This window comes from Spiroplasma endosymbiont of Sarcophaga carnaria (genome assembly GCF_964019595.1).
GTDB classification, from domain to species: domain Bacteria; phylum Bacillota_I; class Bacilli_A; order Mycoplasmatales; family Mycoplasmataceae; genus Spiroplasma; species Spiroplasma poulsonii.
This window is the reverse complement of sequence record NZ_OZ026456.1, coordinates 1931459-1951987: the sequence shown is the minus strand read 5'-3', so window position 1 is coordinate 1951987 and position 20529 is coordinate 1931459. Positions and strand designations below refer to the sequence as shown.

The window sequence follows — 20529 nt, the reverse complement described above, 5'->3', positions numbered from 1 at the left end:
AAGCAAAATCATAATCTTACACAAAATTAGTTTTCAAATTGTCATATTGATGATTTTTTTTATTTCATCAAGAGTTTTCGACAAAATTAAAGATTAATTTTAATATCTTCAATTTTAGTAGATGGAACATCTTTAAATGCTTTTAATTCATCTAATTCATTAGATAATTTAATAAAGTCTTCTTTTGATATAACATCTTCGCGTTTTTGCACACTTTCTCTAATTTGTTTTGCTTCATTATTAAACTGATTTAAGATATTTTCAGCAATCTCTTCACTTAAACCTTGTTCTATTAATTGTTCTTTTGTAAGTGCCATTTTATAAACTCCTCTTTTTTTATTCTTGTTCGATTAACAAGTCAGCATAAACTCTTTTTTGATACAAAAAGATTAAAACTTATATTAATTATATACTTATAGTTTATAAATACAATACTTTTTATAAACAAATACTAAACATAATTTATTATGTTGTTAATTTAACCCTTAAAACAATTAATAATAACTATTTTTCAAGATAAAATTTTAAAATAATTTCTAATTTTGCTTGCATATATATATATATATATATATACTGAAGGTAAATCTTGATAAAGAATTTCAATAAATAGTTTCAAGATAAGAAAAGGAGAAATACAGTAATGAAAAAATTACTTAGTTTATTAAGTGTATTAACTATTAGTGGAACTGCTGTACCAACAACAATTGCCGCTAGTCCTTATGAAAAAGAAAAACAATTAAATAGCGATATTAATTATTCAGAAACAAATAATTTAGAAAATTTAATTAGAGTTAAAAGACAATATGATAATATACAACGTATAGAACCAAATAACGGGACCCCATTATCATCTATTCAAGGTTTGGTCCTAAATTTAGGAAGAATAAGAATATATGACAATCGCGATGCTGTAGAAGGAGACCGGGCAATTTTAAATGCTTTTATTAACATTAATAGAAATATTTTATCTAGAGAAGTAAGAGATATTAACAATCTTTATGTTAGCGGAAGATCATATGGATCATACTCAGATACTTCAAGAGATTCTTGAGCACATATCTCATTGTTTGGTCAACAAGATACTCCAGTTTTGGTAACTTTTAATTTTCCCACAATAAGACATACCGAATCTAATATACAAATAATTCCGCCAAGACGCCAACAACAACCAATTAGTGAACCTGGATACAATTGAACTAGTAGATTAAACTTATCTACAACATATGTAAATAGAAATTTAGGTAATATTATTGATACAAACGAAAGAACTATTATAGAATCTTTTTTATTTAATAATCAAAATTTTCCCACTGAATTAATAAATATTTTAAGAGTTTCAAATGTATCAAGAAGTAGTGCAACAATTTATGTTCCAGAAGGAAATTTGAGATATGAAGGAAATTTAATTGTTTTTTTTAGTACAAATCAAAATTCTTATTATGGTCATTTTGGTGACTTATAATAATTTAATAAAGTTAAATGGAAATAAATTAATGTTTTATTTCCATTTTTAATTAATTTAATAGACCTTAAAAGAAAGGAATTAAAAAATGAAAAAAATATTAAGCCTTTTAGGAACAATCACTTTAATTGCAACAAGTACAACAAGTTTAGTTTCTTGTAACACATCACAATATACTTATTCTGAAAAAGAATTAGCAGAATTAAAAGAAGAAAAAAATATAAATATAAAAACAAGTAATGGTGAAGATGGTGTTTTAGAATGAATGGCACCACAAGAAAAACCATTTAATAAGGTTGATAATAAATGATATTATGTAGTATATCGTGCCAATAAAAATATTAATTGACAAATTAAAAAAGTAAAAAATACTGAGAAAGGAAAAAATGAAATATTATTTAAAGATAAAGTAGGTATTTTATATCCTGCTAAAATTTTATCAGTTGAAAATTATGATAGTAAATATATGAAAAAATATTTTAAATCAGTATATCGTTGAAATTTAGATATTAACGAACCTGACTTAATAGTTAATAATAATGGTAATGTAAAAGTTAAAGATGAATAAAAAAGTGCATTTAGCACTTTTTTATTTTTATCTTGGTTTAATTGTAATTTTAATAGGATTATCACTGTTATTTACCATATTTAAAACACCCAAAGCGTTAAGGTCTATTTTTATATCTTTATTATTACCTCAATATTTTCAAACCCCTCAGTGTTCCATTTTATAGTTAAGTTCTTCTATTAAATATGCTGTTATTATTTTTGTAAATCTAATTTTTAATTTTACATCATTTGTATAATATGCTTGTAAATAAGTTTCAACTATTTTTTTATTATTTGGTAATGACACATCATAATCAGATAATTTTGTTGTTTGAAGCAAAAAATAAATATTTTCTTCATCTTTTGATGGACTATATTTATTAAAATAATTATTACCGGGCAAACCATTAGTATAAGCAGTAGAAAATGTTTGAATATAATTATTTATATTGTCAGTATATAAAATTATTATATTTTCAAAATTAACATTATCAGTTTGTGAAATACCCTTTTTTTGTAAAGTTATATTATTTAATGAACCTAAATCATAATTACAAGTAGTTTCACCAGCAGATAAATTAACATTTCTATCACGAATAAAATGTTCTATATCGGGTTTTAGACAGTTAACTTGTAAATTAGCCAGATTACTTATTTCTATTGTTTTATAAGAACTAATAAATTTATCTATACTTTGAATAGTTGGATCAATTTGTCTTAAATCAATTTCTAATTCATAATAACCATAGTTATAATTATCATTAAAAAGATTAGCACCATAACCAGTGCTTCCATTTTTAAAAGTTCCTTTTTTACATTGTGCTGGTGCTATAATTTTAGTTATTAATGCTTGTCCTGTTTTACCATCTCAAATATCTTGTGTATAAGGTTGATAGTTATATGGAACTGGTGGCAGAACATATTGTGGGTAATTAAATGTTGGTATTTCAAAGTCGTGTGGTAGTAAGAAACTAGTTTTATAATTAGTTGTCATATCGCGTAAATAATTATTTAAAGTACTTTTTGTTTTACCTCTAAAACTTCATACTGATAAGCGTAAATAATCTTCTTCATTATTAGTATATGGGTTATCAGCATAAAAGATAATTTCAAAATTACCTTTATATAATGCTTGGATTGAAAACATATCAATTATATAACTACAATTTGTACCATCTGGTGTTTGTAAGAATTCGCAATCATTATCTTTTTCACTATCACTAACTGGTGTTTGTGCATCAATTGCTTTGGTTTGTTCATTAATTAAATAAACTCGGTTAGTTTTAGGATTTAATTGTTTTAAATTATAAGTTGAATAAACTAATTCTTCGGTTGGTTTACCATCATTAGTTAAAACAGTCCCTTTAAATTTATCAGTTAATAAAGTAGTAAAACTAAAACTAGTAGCATTAGCACCAATCATAGCACCAATTTTATCATTTCCTTGTTCTCTAAATATTTCAAATGGTAAATAACCTTTACCAGCAGACTTATCACCTCAAAAGGCATCGTTATAAAAACTATAAACATTAGCACTCATAAAACCATTAAGTCATGGAAAATTAGGTCATTTATCATCTTGGGTAATTGTTAAATTTCCAATTCAGTCCCAAGGAATACCAAAAGAAACAAAGTTTAAAAACTTTCCAATAGCAGGTATAGTAAAAGGATTAAAGACTAATTTTTGCGTATAGTTTAAAGGTAATACGGTAATTTGGCGATTAATAAAATTATTCATATTTAAAATGTCTCAAACATTACACGAACCCATTTTATTATATTCAATTTGAACACTTCCAATAGTATTACCAAATTCATCTTTTCTTCTAAAATATGATGACGCTTGGGTACTAATAATATTATTAACAGTTCCACTATTTACTTTTACTTGATTTGGTGGAGTAATCATTCAACTTTTAGACCAATAAGGTTTAGAATTTGAATTTTCTTCCTTAATAGTTGTTCCAACAGTCGGATTGGTTGCTGTTGAACTTGCTTTATCTGTTATTACCATACCCTCATTATTTTTTTCAATTCAAAAATCAGACATTGATTGAATATGTTCTTTTCAATCTTTATATCCAGTAATAATAGTTGGTTGAATCCCTTGAATGTTATATCAACTTACTTCGGGTGATGCATAAGTATTTATTTTATCAGGTGGGGCAGGATACATGTTATACATTAATAAATCTCTTGAATTCATAACTTTTTTATTAAATTCACCTTTAATAATTGGTCGACCAATAACAGGCATATCAAAAAAGATAGGATTACCATAAAATTTAACTGCCATTGCTCTAACACCTGGGTCTTTTAATAAAACTTCATCTAATTCAACAATACCTTTATTTAGTTTTTCATCATAAGTTATTTTAGGAAAACAATAACCTTCACCTGGTGCTGATGTTTGAATAAATTGTCGTACTGCCAAACCACTATTACTAATTTTGTCATTAATACTTGAAAAGGTAATTTCTTGTCATAAAAAACTACCATCATAAGGTGAATAATAATTAATAACATTTGATGGATATAATCATTGTCTATCTTGGGGTGCAGAATTAATATCACCACCACCAATATTTAAACCACGGTCATTAAATACAGTATAAAAATTATAATAATCATTAATATTTAATTTATCTGCATCTTCATCTAAAATTAATAAAGTATATTTTCTTTCAGTTGATTGTTGTGTAAATACTTGTTCAAATTTGGCTTCACCAAATTGAATTGAACTTCTATCATCAATCATATAAGCATCTCAATATTTACCAACTTTAACTTCTTTTGTATAAAAGTTATCTGCTTTATTATCATTATTCATAAAATAACTTAATTTATATTGCTTTAAGTATTCTAGCATTCTATTAATATCATAAATGTTTTCACCATCAATTAATTTTCAATAAACATTATTATTTTCATCTTTTAATTTTATCGCAAAAGGTGTTTCATTATTTGCTCATATAGTTGAATTAATTGGTTGTTTATTAAAATCATCAATCGTTAATATATTAATTTCTTCACCTTTATATTTTTGCACTATTTTTAAACTATCTTGTCATTGTGCAATAGTACTTTCCATATTATCAAATATGCGTGAATAACTACCATAATCACTTGGTTTAGCATTATTAGGTTTTCAACCTGTTTCAGTATCAGGAATATATGAACTATAAACATTAAAAGGAAATACCATTCAATGGCGATTGTCTTTTATGTTTTCTCTAATATCTATTAAAGTATCATGGGCTTGTCTTCGTAATTCTTCGATAACCCCTGGGTTAATTCTACTCATTTTTTAATTCTCCTTAATTTCTGTTCTACCTTGTAAGGCATTTTGATTATTACCAGTTTCATCATATTCCATTAATTTATTATTATGTTCTATTTCTTTGGCTTGCATTTTATCTTGTCATGCTTCTATTTTTTCTAAATATTTTGCTGCTTCTAATTCATCAATATTTTCATATTCAGTAATTGCTCTTATTGGTTCCATTGTGCCATTATCTAATCTAGCAGTAATTAATTCATTTTGTCGCATTTGATCTACTAAACTAGCACTAACAAAATCAAAACCATAAGGTCTTTCACCAGTACCATCTCATAAACCGTAATATTTTAAAACGGTATCAAACACTTTTGTATAATATTGCTTACGATATGCTTGTAAATATGCTTGTTTTTCTAAATCTTTGGTTTTAGTTAATAAAGATTGTGTTTTATTTTGGTCATTATCTGATTTATCACCAAAAGGACTAGAAAAATGACATGCTAAATATACTTGTTCAATAATTGCTTTTTGGTCTTCCGTATATGTTTCTAAGGTTGGTGTTCCTTGTACTACTTGTAAAGATTGAGATAATTGACCATCTACGGCTGATTGACCTGATTGAATAAAAATATCATCAAAAGCATCTTGTAATACTTTTTTATTACCTTTGTTATAAGCAGTCATTAAATCATCATCTAATATTCCATATCAATGAGTACGATTTGCTCATCTTTCTTTTGATTTAATATTAAAACTATCTTCTAAATCAAATTGTAATTTATAACAATTTGCCATTGTAGGTAATGGGTTTAATGTAGTTGATGTTGATAAAAATAACGGATTAGGTTCATTAATCATTTCTCAAAAAGGAACTACGCCTAATTTATTTTTAAATTCTTGTACTAAAACAGGTTTAACATCATCTTTAATTTGTGTTTTACTTTGTCCAACAACTACTTCATTATTTTTAGGTCAACCTTTAATAACTATTTTATCTTTGGTACAAATTAAATTTAAAATAAAACCACTATCTGATTGATGATAATTTAATCAAATATCAGCACCTTGTTCAATTTCGTTTATTTTACTTACACGAGATGTAAAGTTAAAAGGATTAATTCATAAATCAATATTGCCATCTGATGTTTCTAATAAACCAAAAATAGTTTTGCCCATTAAACTTGCTGTTAATTCATTTTTATCTAATTTTTCTTTTATTTTATAAGTTTCATATCATCAATTTAATTTTTCTAAAATGTCTTTACGATGAGACTTAAATAAAATATCTTTACCATTAACTAATCGCATTTGATGACGAGCAATAATATTGGCTAAATTAATAGTTCAATCATAATTATAAAATTTTAAAACACTATTAATATCATTTAAGTTTGTTAAACTATGGAAAGTATTATTCATTGTTATTTTGCTCCTTTAATTTTAAAATAAGTGCATAATTAATAATATTTACTGTTAATAAACTAGGTTCATTTGCTAAAACTTGTACACATACTTTAACTTTTTGATATTTCTTAATATATTCGTTATATAAATTTAATTTACATATTGCGATATTATCTTTTTTTAATTCTTGACAAAGTCTTTTTTTAACTTGTCCACAAACAGACATATATGGTCTTTTTGCATTAATTACCCTTTCATCGTGTATTACATAAATATCTTTTTTCATTAAGTTATTCACTCCCTTTGTTGTCATAATTTATAATCTGCTGAACTATTATGTTTAACCATTGGTATTAATTCAAAGTGTAAAGCATAAAAATCACTATCAAATGTATCATCATATAAGTCTAACATTCGTTCTTCTCTTACATCAGGTTTATCTTCTCATTGAATTAATTCATATTGGGTTTTACTTACAGGACATTTTTCTCATAATCATTTTAATTGATTAGTATTTATTAACATGGTAAATGCTTCAATACGATGTTTTATTTTAAACTTCTGCTTTTGTGCTGGTTTAAAATGCATATATTGACCAAAAGAATAATTATATTTTTCTCTATTTAAACTTTCTAATGTTGCATAAGCACTATCATCAACATTAATTGATATACCTTGCTGGATTAAATTAAAATATTGATTTAATTGATTGTTGTAAAAATCTAATATATCTTTTACTTGTTCTAATGGTCCCTTAAATTGTTGAGTAGCATTTGAGTGTGTATATTCAGCAACTTTATAGGCTTTTTTATCAAATGAATTATATATTCAAAAACTCGCTGCTGTTGTATGTCCTTTTGGACTAGTAGAGTTTGCTAAGTCAACACCACATAATAACTTAGTTGGTTGAATAATATCTGTTGCTTGCATAATATCAAGATATCTTGCAAAGATTGACCCACTAGTATTACCAGGCAATCCTCAACTTCATACTCTTGCTCTTTCAATATCTAATTGTTCTAATCTTAATTGTTCATTAACCTTATCTTGTGGTAATTCATAATTAAGTCTTCAACTAGAATAATGAATAATAATCTTCATATTTCATTTTTCAATATAGTTAATTTGTTCATATTTACTACGCATTATTTCTTCATTAAAAGGCATTAATTCATTACAATAACCAACAATATATCTTTTTAAACTTTCAGGGTTACATGTATTAATTGTTATTTTATTTTGATACCCACGAATAGCAAATTCTAAATCACTTAAATCTTTTTGTTGAAATTGGTCACATTCTTCTCTTCAATCAATTACTAATTTATATTTATTCAAATCAGCAAAAGCTTTTAATTTTTCTTTCCGGCTTGGTGAATGTAAACCTTTACAATATATTTTGCTACCATTTGATAAAGTAAAAGTAAAATTTGATAAGTTAATAGTATAAGGAATATGATTTTCATCTAACATATTTCAGATATTTTGAAATACACTATCTTTTAAATCCTTACTTCAATACATACTAGCAATGATACAAATTGGTTCTTTAATTAATAAACTAATTTTTAATAATTCACCAAACATTTTAATATTTGAAATAGTCTTACCACTATATCGTGTTCCAATTTGATTAATTTCATTAACTAACTTATATTTTTTAGCAAAGGGATATTTATTACCAATACTACTATTTTGTAATAATCAATAAGGAGTTTCTAACAAATAAGTAAAATGATTAAGCATTATTATCACTTTCTTTTTTAATATCTCTAATATCCGTTTGTAAATTAACAATTATTGGTTGTTGATTATTTAAGTTTAATTCTTGTTCTAACTGTTTTTCTTGCAGTGAATATTTATAATTAAATGCTCGTTGTCAATATAATTTAGCACCATCAGGTGATTTCATCATAAAGTTAATTATTTCACTTTCAATTCTATCAACTTGTTTTTCAAGTAAAGGAACTATCTTTTCGCTCTTGTAAGTTTCGTGCTTTCATCTGTTAGAAAGATTGAATTCATTGGTTAAATCATTCAAAGTATATGGTTTATTGGGTGATTTATTTTCTCAAAATTGCTCTATTTTACGATAAAAAGTTGCCAAACTTGCTTTATTTGGATCTTTAATTTTGTCGAAAACTCTTGATATTTATAAAATATACCTAAAATTAGGTATATTTTTAATATATGGAGGTAAATAAATGATGAAAAAAATAATTACAGAATTAATAAATAGCTTAACAGATGATCAATTTTTAGAATTTTATGAAAAAATAAAACAACAAGCAGACTTAATTAAAAAACAAAAACGTTTAAATGAAATTGATCAAAAATTTAGAGATAAAGGCATTATATGTCCTAATTGCAAATCTTTTCATTGTGTTAAAAATGGTCATAATTCCGAAGGAAAACAAAAATATTTATGTAAAAAATGTCGTGCTAGTTTTGATGCATTTCGTCATCATTTTACTTATTGAAGTCATTTAAATTATGAACAGTGAAATTTATTAATTCAAATTTCATTGTTAGGACAATCTAGTAAAATAATTTCTCGTTTTATTAAAACAACCCCAAAAACCGCTTGATATAATCGACAAAAATTAATGCAATCAAAACAATTAGAAAATACACAGTTAAAATTTAAAAAATTAAATGGTCAAATCCAAATGGATGAAACATTTATTAAAGAAATTCATAAAGGCAATTTTAAAGATAAATTTGATAAACGAAAAACTCATCTCGATCCATTTTCAACTGATACCAAATGCTGTATTCAAATGGCAGTTGATAGCAATAATAATATTTTTGTTCAATCCACCAATACCAAAAGATTACAAAAACAATGGATTATTGAAAATATGAATAAGCAACTAATTAAAGAAAAATCAATAATTATTTCTGATATGCAACCACTATATTTATTAGTAGCAAAACAAACAAATTCTACTCTATATTCCACCAAAACTAGTACAAACCCTGATACTAGTTATCAAAAGTTAAATAAGATTAGTAAATTACAATCCAGTCTTAAAGAAGCCTTAATTCATTATCATGGTTTGGGTTTCACTAATATTCAAAATTATTTAAAGCTCTGAAAATGAAAATACCAACACAAAGGTTTAACACCAAACCAACAATCAACGGTATTATATTTTAACGTTTAAAAAATTTAAAGCAAAATCATAATCTTACACAAAATTAGTTTTCAAATTGTCATATTGATGATTTTTTTTATTTCATCAAGAGTTTTCGACAAAATTAAAGATTTGGATTAAATTCTTTCATTTTTTACTCCTTTTTGCATATTAAAATTGCTATTATTTAATGAATATGATTAAATAAAAGAGTAAATAAAAACTATGAAAGAACCATCGCGGTTCTTTTTATTATTTATATTTTACATCAAAATAAAAAAAAGTAAATTACTTTACTTTTTATTTTAGTATACAAGCATATAGAGATAAATTGGAGCTTGTTACAATATAATTATATAATTAATAATATATTTGTCAATAATTTTAATTTAAAAAAATGTGAAAATTTATCTTTTTTATAAATTTAATGTATAACTATTTTTATAAAAGAATTGGAGGAAATATAGAGTAATGAAAGATTATACACATGTAAAATATGATGAACGAAGATTTTTTAAGGATTTATTTTTATCTGATAGTTGCAAAAAGAAAAATGGCACACTTAATTTATCTGAAATATCAAGACAAACAGGAAGAGATATTAATACTGTTAAAAGAGAAATTAATAGATTTACAAATATAGAAGATTATAATGCCCGTGAGGCACATGATGATTATTATAAAAAACGACAAAAGTGTATTAAAAAAATACCTACATTTACAGAAGAACAACAAGAATTTTTAAATTTACGATTTAATATTTTGGGTGATTCACCAGCAGAAATTATTCAGCGATTTTTAATAAAATTTGGTATCAAATTTCCTGCCTGTCTTAAAACATTTTATAAATGAATTTTTTTAGGTCTTTTGGGTTTGTTAAAGAAAAATTTATTAAATGGTGGTAGAAGAAATAGAACAAAGAAAAGACCTGATAATCGTGGGAAATTAGATGAAAGATTTAAATCAATATGAGATATTGAAAATAAAGAAAAAGATGTTGGTTGATTTGAAATGGATACCGTAGTTGGAAAAGAACATCAATCTAGTTGTTTAGTTTTGACAGAGAAATCAAGTAAAAAATACTTTGCTATGAAATTAGAAGAACATACTGCTAATGAAGTTTTAGAAAAACTTAAACATATAGTTAGAATTAATGGTTTAGTTGGAAAAATTAAAGGAATAATAACCGATAGAGGAAAAGAATTTAGTAAGTTTGAAGAAATGGAAAAGATTACTGGTTCTAATGTTTATTTTTGTGACCCTGCTTCGCCTAATCAAAAACCATTAATTGAAAGACTAAACCGTGAATTTAGAAAACGATATGGTAGGGGGACAGATTTTAATCTTGTTACGCAACAAGAAATAGATTTAGTAGTCGATATTATAAATGAAAAATTAAGGCCCGTTCTTAATTGAAGAACTTCAAAAGAAGTATTTTTAGAGAATTTTAGATAAGTTTATTTGAAGTAATTTAATAAATTATTTTTCAGTGTGTTTAAATATGCCAAAAATAGGGTAAATTTAAAAATAATTTATTTTTTTAAAAAAATAGTTGCACTTCTTTTAAAAAGTGTTATTATTAAAATAACAAGAGATAAATTTGGAGCTTAGATTTACATAATACGTCTAATAGAAATTGATTTAAAAATAGAAAAATTAAATAATTCAATAAATAATTTAAAGTAGTACTACAACAAAAGTTGCTAGTCAAATAACTAAATATATTCCTCATTTTGGGGAAATTTTAAGTGAAGTATTTGGAGTAATGTCTGTTTTGTGTCAAGTTTAAAAAGATTTAGTTTACTTAGGTTTATCGTTTACAATTTGTTATACAGAGTAATAAGTATAGTTTGATATTAAATAAAATAAATGTTTAGTATAAATGCATTTTTTAAAAAGACTGATTAGAACTCAGTCTTTTTAAATGATAAAAATAGTTTTAATTACGGGGTATTTTTTTCAAGTTAAAATTGTAGTATAATATATAAGTAAAAACATATGGGGGTTTTAATAATGGGGGATATGAAAAAAGTCATTGATTATTGAGATGATTATGATCCAAATGAATTTGATCCAGCAAAACGTCTAACTTCAATTGTTAAAACAAATGCTGATGAAATTCGTTTGGAACGAAACATTGTTAACAATGTTGAGACCACGGATGACTATGAAACATTTTCATATTATAATAATAAATTTAATGTTAATCAAAACCAGGATGATGAGGTTTTTAATGAAAGTGGTAGTTATGATGAATTAGCAACCGATGAGGAACTTGAAAGTTTATCAAATCGATCAGAAAAAATAGTTGAAATTGATCAATCAGAAGAACTAAATGATTTAGATGAATTAAATTTAAATAATGAAAACCGTTTTGTCCCTCTTAACGAAAACGATACCCTTGAACCAGTTTTAAATGTTAACCAAATTTATGATCGTTGACAAAAATCAAAAACTAATTTGGTTACACGAAAATTAGATGTTCTTCGTAATCGAGTACAAAAGCCGCGTGTTGAAGGCCGTCGAAAATATAGTTTTCTTGTTCCTGAGACATTAGAAGAATTACTTAATAAACCAGCAAAAGTTGTGTTGGATGCAACACCTCGTGCTGGTGGGGATGAAATTTATTCGGAAAAAAAATACTTTAATAATGCTGATTTATTGTTAAAAGTGCAAGGAGAAGATGCTGTTAAACCAAAAGGTAATGATTTAGGAACTAATCCAAATCATGAAAATTTAACTTTTACAGAAGAAAATATCACAACTATTCTTGATGAAAATGCAATAAATCATAATCCTGCGTTGAGTGATATCTTAAAGAATGCAAAGAAAAACATTGCAATTAGTAAAGAAGAAGCAATTTTTATTGATGAAAATGATGTTTTAGACCCTGACCATTTAAGTTATGAACAACGATTACGATTATTAAAATTAGCAGCTGATCCAAATAATGATGAACGAAAAAAACGGTTACAAATGAAGCTAAACAACGGTAGTTTAAGTTCATTATCAGAAATTGTTAAAAAGCGACTACAAAGAATTAATGCAGGTGAAATTGAATTAACCGAAGAAAAAAACCAAAAGTAAAGCTGATGGGCAAAATAACCCTTGATCGCCTAGACAAATCAGTTTTTATTTTATGAAAAAAACTAATTTTTATTAATAGACTCTATTAATGTTGTTATTTTCAAGTTATAATAGGATAAATGAGTACAAGCAAAGGATGATTGAAATGATGTTAGGAAATAGTGAAATTGCCTTTATTTTAATTGGATTTTTTGTTGCAATTAATATTATTGTGATAATTTTTTTAATTGTTTCTTATCGAAATATTTTAGTACCAATTCCAAATTTAAATAATACTCCTAGTCAAACAATGACATCTTTAGAAGTAATTGATCGTTATTTAACCAAAAAGAAAATTAGTGGGTTAAAAGTAGTACGAAAACCACATCAAGTGTTAATTACTAATTCTTATAAAAAGAAAACGTTTTATATTAATGATTTACAATTATTTAATCAGTCTTATTTTTTATCAGGGATGGGGTTAGATTATGTTTTAGGACGTACTTTTTTTGCTACACAGTTACACTTAAAAAATCGTCATATACGAACAATGAATTTTTTATTATATGTGGCACCGCCATTATTATTGTTTTTATTTTTAATATTATCAATTCTTATTATTATTTTTTATGTTTTAATAAAAGTGGATCCAAGTTTACTAGATTTTAATTTTTTTTATTTCATTGAACATTATGGCATTTTAAATTCAATCTTAATTTTTATTATTGCAGTTTATTTAATTTTATTAGGTTTTAATGGCCATTTTAAACAAAACTTAGAAAATTTGTATGAAACAGAAATGCGTCCATTTGTTAAGAAAGAATTTCCCGAATTATATGATGATTGAATTATTGCTCGTAGTTATGCTCGTGGAATTCAATTTACCTATTTATTTGGTTATAATTTTATTTTTAAACGGATTTATAAATATACTGGTCCATTTGGTTTATAAGAAGAGGGTAGGGGAGTTTTGTTATGAAAGTTATTTTTCATATTGATATGAATAGTTTTTTTTGCTAGTTGTCACCAAGCATTAGATCCCCAGCGGGAATTAAAACCATTAGTGGTATCTTCACCCTCACGAAGAGCGATTGTGACAACAGCAAATTATGCGGCACGAAAATTAGGAATTAATAGTCCAATGCCCCTTTATAAGGCAAAAGAAATTTATCCTAATTTAGAAGTTGTTAATCATGATTTTGGGTTATATGTTGAATTTGCCCAAAAATTATTTGATTTTATTAGTTCGCATTATACTAATCAAATTGAAGTTGCTTCAATTGATGAATGTTATATTGATGTAACAGATATTTATTTAAAGTATGGTTCAGCAATGCAATTAGCAGTTGACATGCAACAAAATGTTTTTCAACAGTTAAGGTTATCAAATAGTATTGGTATCTCATATAATAAATCTTTAGCAAAAATTGCTAGTGATTTAAAAAAACCAATGGGAATTACGTTAATTCGTCCAGAAGATGTTCCAAATCTTGTTCATCCGTTACCGGTTAATATAAACTATTTGGAATTGGTCAACAAACAACAAAACGGTTAAATGCGCTTGGAATTATGACAATTAAAGATTTAGCAGAGTTTCCTGATTTTGCCTTATTAGAGACAATCTTGGGTAAACCGGCAAGTAGGTTTGTAGAACGAGCAAAGGGTGGGGGAAGTGATGAATTATTATTGGAGCATAATCAGTTAAAACAAATTGGCAATGAAACAACGGTAGAATATTATTTGGTTAACTTTGAAGAAATTAAAAATAAAATTTATTTATTAGCAAAGCATGTAAGTCAACGTGCACAAAAAAGAACAATGGTTGGTATGTTGTTTATGTTACTTTAAAAAATAGTAATCGAAAACGTTTTACCAAGCAGCAAAGAATCCAAAACTATACTAATCTGCTAGATGAGATTTATTCAACCGCTATTTAGATTGTTTGACCAATTTTGAACAGGTGAACCAATTCGATTAATTGGGGTTGGGTTACGAGGAATTATTAGTAAATATGATATTAAAGAGCAAATTTCTCTTGATGCATTACCTAACTTGCAAGTTGAAAGTTCAACAGTTAAGTTAATTAAAGAAATTAATAAAAAATATCGCAAAGATATTTTATTAACTGGTCAAAAATTAGAGGAATTAAAGTATGTTTTACAGGCACAAACAAAATATATTCAAGCAGATCAACGAATTTTAGATGAAACACAAAGGTAAGGAACAAGGATAATTAGTAAGAAAGCTATGATAATTCCACCAACCAGTAAGAAAAACCCTAAAATTAGTGGTTTCTATTTAATTAAAAATTATATTACTAATCCAAATATTGAAATTGGTGATTATACTTATTATCATTGTGATCAAGAACAAGAAGCAATTGAATTTCAAAATAAAAACATTTTATATCATTTTCCATATTTAAATGATCAAATTATTATTGGGAAGTTTTGTTCAATTGCTAAAAATGTTAAATTTCTAATGAATGGTGCTAATCATAATTACCAGAATTTTTTAAGTTATCCATTAGCATTTTTAACTGATGATCAAAATTTAATTACAACGCTTCGGGAAAATACCCCACAAAAAGGAAATACAGTTATTGGTTATGATGTTTGAATTGGCTATAATGCCATTATTTTACCTGGTATTAAAGGCGATAATTTGGGCCAAATGAACCTTTGATTAATATTCGTAGTAGATTAAAAAATGTTTTATATATATTAAATACAACAATACGACCTTGTTTAGGGAATTTTACATCAAGACAACATTTTAAAAAAATATTTGTTCATTAATTAGTTAATGTATATAATAAAAATAATAAAATCTATTAATTATTTTTGTGTTTAACAAATTATTTTCAGCACTTTAATAATATAATTAGAGGTTTAGTAAAGGAGAAAAAAATATTATGTATGATAAAAATAACAAAATTATTGTAAAAATAACAAATATTACTCCCTATGGTGCTTTTTGTAGAGCAGGAAAGGCTGATGGTTTAATCCATATTAGTGAAGTTTCAGATTATTTTGTTAAAGATATTAAAGATTTTTTTGATATTGGTGATGAAATTGAAGTTGAGGTGCTTGATTTTAATACAGTTAGAAAACATCTTAAATTAAGTTATAAAAATTGTCACCCTGAATTATTAAAAAATGATGATAAAGAAATTCAGGAAATAAAAACAGCATTCCAAAACTTAAATAAAAAACAAGATAAAACAGACAGTTTACAATAATATAAAAGTTAATATATGTTTCAATAACTAACTTTTTTTGTTATTAATTTCTTCTCTATTAATAATTAAATAAGAATACTTCATGTCTTTTGTGAGATAAGGTGGTTCTTCATAAAATTTCATTTCAAACTTAATTAACATTGTCCCTTCTTTTAAGGGTTCTCTTCCATTAAATTCAACAAAAAAGATTTTTCCTTCTTGTAAATCGTCTTTAGTTGCAGTAGTTACTTTATCTGCTGTTAAAATTCTGCCAATGACTAAATTAGAATCAATGGCTCATTCAGGACTAATTGAACTTTTTAAAATATTAGCAATTCATTCTTCATTATTTAAATAATAATTTCATTTTTGTTTAATTAATTTTACATCTAATTTTTGATTTATGTCCTGTTTACTATAATAATGAAAGGTCATATTAAAATTACTTGTTTGATTAAGTGCTATTTCTATTTCAGAAACATCAAGTTGAATTTTTTGCAGTTTTTCAAGTTTAAATCCAACAGGAACGGTTCCTGTTAAACGACCAATACCATTAATTTTGGCAAAAAAAGTTCCTCCTGTATGGAAATCTTCTTTAGTTGCAATAGTTACTTTATCCGCTGTTAAAATTTTACTCATTTCAAAATCAGTAACATCATATCTTATTTCTCGACCAATCACATCGCTGATTATTCGTTTATAAGCATAATAGAAATTTTCTACATTAATTTAGTTACTAATGTATTACATAGTATTTTCATAATAATAAATACTCCTATTATTAACAGCAATGTATTGTCAGAAACCTTCATCAATTTCATCTTAAGCTAAAGAAATACCATTAAAATTTTTTACTGCCTTTTCTTCCTCATTTTTATTTTCTTCGTTATTTTTATCCTTCTTATCAATAACATTATCTTTACAAGCGGTAACACCGCTTGTCCCTACACCAGTTAAAGTTACTACACTTAAAATATTTAATAGTTTTTTCATATATGTTATTTTCCTTTCTAAATAATTTATATAGTACGTGTGAAATATTTTTCAATATAATGTATTTAAAACAAAAATTATAAAAAATCAATAATTAGATTGTTCTATAATCTATGTTTTTAATTCTAACAAAAAGAAAAATATATATAAAAAGAATTCAATAAATATGTTTTATCAAATAATTTGCAAATTATTTGATAAAACATACAAAAAATTATTTTTTTTAGAACAATATTTTAATTTAACCTTGAAAAACTTAATTTAGTTTAATCATCATTTAATTGTCTCAGCATCTTTAATTCTTTTTCCCATTATATTGTATTTTATCTTGCTTGCATTTACAATCTAGAAAAACAAAAAACAGGTTTAAGTTATAATAAACTTAAACCTGTTTTAATTATTAAGCATCTTCTTTATAATATTTATTTCATGAAGCAATATCATCACTATCTTCTTTTTTAGTTCCTTCTAATGCTGCTTCACTTTCGCGATCAAGATTTTTTTCTTCAACAGTTTCTTTAGTGCGGTCAACAATGAAATCATTTTCTGGTGCAGTTCGATTTTGTAATGATGAAATCTGCATTCTCATTCGTGACATTGTTAGATTATTATATTTAAATTCAATAATTCATTGAATTGGCAATGTTAATGGATCAATTTTTTCCGAATTACGAATCAACATTAATAACATATTAATGAACTTTCCAAAACCTTCTTCACCAACTCAATGATCCATTTCTAATGGATCATGTACTAATTGGTTTTTAACTAAATTATAATTTGAAGCATGTACTTCAGTAATTCTTTCAGCTCACTCTGATTCCGAAATTAAATAAAAGTTAGTTAATAAACTACAATTAAATAAATGTTGTTGATTTTTAAATAATGAAAAATTAAATTTATCAACAATAATGGCACTAATACTAATTGTTAGACCTGACAAATCAATTACATCATTCATTCAACGAAAAATTGCTTGAACATAACGAAGAATAAATTTTAATTTTCCCGATGAATAAAGAACTGTTTTTCAACTTTCATAATCAAATTGATATTCTGCATCATGACGGACCTTGCGAATGTTTTCATCAGGTTCTAAGTCCAAGAACTCTTCAGCTGATAAAATTATCATATCTTTTTTCATATGACTACTCCCCTATAAAGATAACCCATCTATTTAATTTAACTTACTAATGAATTATACCATAAACTTAGGAATAAAACCATCTGTTAACCGATAAAGTTTTAGATGGTTGGAATAAAGTAAGTGTTTGTTCAATAGACATAAATTTAATGCTTTTATACCAAAAAGCATTAACAAGACTTTGTCTTTTTAAGTTACTCTAATTAAACTATGAATATTTATAATCTGCAACAGCAAAAATGCAAATTATCAAAATTTGCTTTAAATTATTATCTAATTAGTTTTTTGAAGTAAGGATTTTTCGTATCAATTTTGTAATTCCTCTATCTTTTGATTTTAAGATTGGAACTGAACCTTGTTTTGGTTCATAATCATAATTTTCATTTGTGGGATGCAATCACATATTTTGACGATAATATTCTGTTGCTTCTTTAACTTCATCAATATGTTCTTTAATAATGAGTTGAATTGGATCCCATTGATTAACCTTTGCCATTCGCATCGATAACATATTACGAAAGACAATCTCACTATATGCTTTTGCCCCGTAGGATTTTAATGCTTTAACATTATGGGAAATTTGTGATTCAGTTTGACACCCAATATAATACTCATTCTTATAATTTCTAATACCATTAGTATTTGTAGTCACATATTGAATTAATTTTTTAACTTTGTCTTTTTTGTCTTTTAAAAATGGATATACTTCTTGCATTTCTTTTGTTAAAAATGGTTTTAAATAATCTAAGATATAATCAATTTCTCCTTTTCGAATAAAAGCAGATAAATCTTGATAAATTGCTTTTTTCTGTTTTTCTTCTATTGTTAGCACTTTTTTTGATTCATTACTTAATCGACGAAAATTAAAGCAACGACGAACTTTAGTCATTAAATGAAACTCATCTAAGATATAGTCTGATTTAAAATATTCTGCTATTTTTTTAATCCATTCAGCGCCACCACCCATTACTATTAATTGTTTATCTGTTAGGTCATAATTATTGTTAATAAATTCCTTTAATAATTGACGATATTCTTTCATTTTAAGATTTACATTTTTTGACATCACTGTTAATAATCGCTTATTTTGTAAAAAATGTCGTTTCTTACTAGATTTTTGTCAATCAATTCCAGTATGTAAATATGCCAAACGAACCATATTCTTATCAATCTTTTTATATTTTTTAAAAATTTTAGTAAAAGTATCATCTAATCCCAAATAAATGTATTTATTGTCGGACTTTATTTTATTATGAAGGACAGTATGTTTAAAGTTTTCATTAATTTCCGCCAAATCAACGCTCCGAAAAATATTTGAAACAGTCATCGGAGTAATTTTTGAATCTTTATATTTATCAATGATGTCTTGGTAACGTTTCCCAGAATCCAATTCCTTAAGAACTTTTATATACAAGTCAAAATGAATTCGCTGATATGGTTTTCGCCCCATTTCAGCGTCTAACAAAAAAACGAATCGATTACTACCATGTTTACCATCCTCGTTCAATTTATTTGGATCATAATGTTTAAATAATGTTCGTTGATAAGTAACGTGTCCTCATTCTGTAATTGTTGTTATTTTTCTTTTGCCATAAAGTTTATACTTGTTATATCCACCCGAATATTTATCCCGCAGTTTTTGATCTCATTCTTCATAGTAACATTTTATTTCATTGCACATTCGCTTACTAAAAGCATCTTTAATTTTAGCTAGATCGTCAATTTGCTTAGTTACCATATTAAAACTGCTATTTTCTGACAGTAAAAAATCATTAAAATTAATATCACTCATTTTGTATGCCTCATTCTGATTTTGATTAGTTTTTAATAATTGATACGATTCTTTACATATATTATACCATGAGAAAAGAAAAACTGGATTTCAGGTTCCAGTTCTAATCATAGATATGTAAGACTTCACTTCTTGTCATTAATGTAAATCATTTACTAACATAAAAATCTTTTCACTTTTTAGTTAGTTTTACTTCATCTAACCGAAGTTCTTTTTCAATATTAGACTTTAATTTGCCTTCATTATTAAAATAAAATGTAACATAATGTTTATCATTATCTACTATTTTAAATTCAATACTTGTAATAATTCCATTATCTTCATAAATCGTAAACGGAATAATTGCTGCATTTAATTCAGCCAACAGTTGGCATAAGATATCTTGATCAGGTGTTAACTTAAAATCTGATAAGTAATATTCACCAGATTTGACTTCTTTATCATTCTTATAAAAATTAACTGAATCATTAAAAAATTGTTGT

General features: G+C 25.4%; 22 protein-coding genes. 11 read left to right on the top strand and 11 right to left on the bottom strand.

Features of this window, described 5'->3' with window-relative positions:
• Positions 1–86 precede the first annotated feature (86 nt).
• Positions 87–317 (bottom strand): hypothetical protein, encoded by a 231-nt coding sequence (locus AACK91_RS11225; protein ID WP_338963386.1) that lies wholly within the window; start codon positions 315–317, stop codon positions 87–89.
• Positions 318–640: 323 nt separating this feature from the next.
• Here AACK91_RS11225 and AACK91_RS11220 point away from each other — a divergent pair, with 323 nt between their 5' ends.
• Positions 641–1462 carry a hypothetical protein gene (locus tag AACK91_RS11220; RefSeq protein WP_338963384.1) on the top strand — a complete coding sequence of 274 codons (822 nt, stop codon included), beginning with the start codon at positions 641–643 and terminating at the stop codon, positions 1460–1462.
• Between the two features lie 88 nt (positions 1463–1550).
• A complete protein-coding gene (locus tag AACK91_RS11215; protein ID WP_338963381.1) occupies positions 1551–2030 on the top strand; it encodes a lipoprotein in 480 nt (159 codons plus the stop codon).
• 27 nt (positions 2031–2057) lie between these two features.
• On the opposite strand, the gene AACK91_RS11210 is transcribed toward AACK91_RS11215, so the two are convergent.
• From AACK91_RS11210 to AACK91_RS11190, 5 genes are read right to left on the bottom strand one after another with little or no spacing between them, the layout of a single operon-like run.
• Complete coding sequence (locus AACK91_RS11210) at positions 2058–5315, bottom strand: hypothetical protein (protein ID WP_338963379.1); 3258 nt, start codon at positions 5313–5315, stop codon at positions 2058–2060.
• Between the two features lie 3 nt (positions 5316–5318).
• Positions 5319–6710 (bottom strand): hypothetical protein, encoded by a 1392-nt coding sequence (locus AACK91_RS11205; RefSeq protein ID WP_338963376.1) that lies wholly within the window; start codon positions 6708–6710, stop codon positions 5319–5321.
• A complete protein-coding gene (locus tag AACK91_RS11200; protein WP_338963373.1) occupies positions 6703–6981 on the bottom strand; it encodes a hypothetical protein in 279 nt (92 codons plus the stop codon). The genes AACK91_RS11205 and AACK91_RS11200 overlap by 8 nt, the downstream gene beginning before the upstream one ends.
• A complete protein-coding gene (locus AACK91_RS11195; protein WP_338963370.1) occupies positions 6981–8441 on the bottom strand; it encodes a PBSX family phage terminase large subunit in 1461 nt (486 codons plus the stop codon). Before AACK91_RS11195 ends, AACK91_RS11200 begins: the two co-directional genes overlap by 1 nt.
• Positions 8434–8802, bottom strand: a complete 369-nt coding sequence (locus AACK91_RS11190; protein WP_338963368.1) for a hypothetical protein — start codon at positions 8800–8802, stop codon at positions 8434–8436. Before AACK91_RS11190 ends, AACK91_RS11195 begins: the two co-directional genes overlap by 8 nt.
• A 97-nt stretch (positions 8803–8899) precedes the next feature.
• On the opposite strand from AACK91_RS11190, the gene AACK91_RS11185 reads away from it, so the two are divergent.
• The 9 genes from AACK91_RS11185 to AACK91_RS11145 all read left to right on the top strand — a co-directional run bounded on the left by AACK91_RS11185 (position 8900) and on the right by AACK91_RS11145 (position 16139).
• Positions 8900–9862, top strand: a complete 963-nt coding sequence (locus AACK91_RS11185) for an IS1/IS1595 family N-terminal zinc-binding domain-containing protein (RefSeq protein ID WP_338963247.1) — start codon at positions 8900–8902, stop codon at positions 9860–9862.
• A gap of 441 nt (positions 9863–10303) precedes the next feature.
• Positions 10304–11287, top strand: a complete 984-nt coding sequence (locus tag AACK91_RS11180; RefSeq protein ID WP_338963366.1) for an IS30 family transposase — start codon at positions 10304–10306, stop codon at positions 11285–11287.
• Between the two features lie 558 nt (positions 11288–11845).
• Positions 11846–12919, top strand: a complete 1074-nt coding sequence (locus AACK91_RS11175; protein WP_338963363.1) for a hypothetical protein — start codon at positions 11846–11848, stop codon at positions 12917–12919.
• A 148-nt stretch (positions 12920–13067) separates the two neighbouring features.
• Positions 13068–13850, top strand: coding sequence for a hypothetical protein (locus tag AACK91_RS11170; protein ID WP_338963361.1), 783 nt, complete (start codon positions 13068–13070; stop codon positions 13848–13850).
• A gap of 42 nt (positions 13851–13892) precedes the next feature.
• Positions 13893–14453, top strand: a complete 561-nt coding sequence (locus tag AACK91_RS11165) for a hypothetical protein (RefSeq protein WP_338963359.1) — start codon at positions 13893–13895, stop codon at positions 14451–14453.
• Positions 14454–14467: 14 nt separating this feature from the next.
• Positions 14468–14746 carry a hypothetical protein gene (locus tag AACK91_RS11160; protein ID WP_338963356.1) on the top strand — a complete coding sequence of 93 codons (279 nt, stop codon included), beginning with the start codon at positions 14468–14470 and terminating at the stop codon, positions 14744–14746.
• Between the two features lie 90 nt (positions 14747–14836).
• Entirely contained in the window at positions 14837–15118 is a 282-nt protein-coding gene (locus tag AACK91_RS11155; RefSeq protein ID WP_338963353.1) for a hypothetical protein, read from the top strand.
• Positions 15119–15145: 27 nt separating this feature from the next.
• A complete protein-coding gene (locus tag AACK91_RS11150; protein ID WP_338963351.1) occupies positions 15146–15604 on the top strand; it encodes a hypothetical protein in 459 nt (152 codons plus the stop codon).
• A gap of 208 nt (positions 15605–15812) precedes the next feature.
• Positions 15813–16139, top strand: coding sequence for a S1 RNA-binding domain-containing protein (locus AACK91_RS11145; protein ID WP_338963349.1), 327 nt, complete (start codon positions 15813–15815; stop codon positions 16137–16139).
• Positions 16140–16166: 27 nt separating this feature from the next.
• Here AACK91_RS11145 and AACK91_RS11140 read toward each other — a convergent pair whose 3' ends face one another.
• From AACK91_RS11140 to AACK91_RS11120, 5 genes are all read right to left on the bottom strand, one after another.
• Positions 16167–16799, bottom strand: coding sequence for a hypothetical protein (locus tag AACK91_RS11140; RefSeq protein ID WP_338963347.1), 633 nt, complete (start codon positions 16797–16799; stop codon positions 16167–16169).
• Positions 16800–16940: 141 nt separating this feature from the next.
• Positions 16941–17111: a lipoprotein gene (locus tag AACK91_RS11135; RefSeq protein WP_338963345.1), complete on the bottom strand. Its 171-nt coding sequence runs from the start codon at positions 17109–17111 to the stop codon at positions 16941–16943.
• 400 nt (positions 17112–17511) lie between these two features.
• Positions 17512–18255 (bottom strand): hypothetical protein, encoded by a 744-nt coding sequence (locus tag AACK91_RS11130; RefSeq protein ID WP_338963343.1) that lies wholly within the window; start codon positions 18253–18255, stop codon positions 17512–17514.
• Positions 18256–18532: 277 nt separating this feature from the next.
• The gene (locus tag AACK91_RS11125; RefSeq protein WP_338963342.1) at positions 18533–20047 is read right to left on the bottom strand and encodes an Mbov_0401 family ICE element transposase-like protein; all 1515 of its coding nucleotides are present in this window, start codon (positions 20045–20047) and stop codon (positions 18533–18535) included.
• Positions 20048–20150: 103 nt separating this feature from the next.
• On the bottom strand, positions 20151–20411 hold the full coding sequence (locus AACK91_RS11120; protein WP_338963340.1) for a hypothetical protein: 261 nt from the start codon (positions 20409–20411) through the stop codon (positions 20151–20153).
• Positions 20412–20529 lie beyond the last annotated feature (118 nt).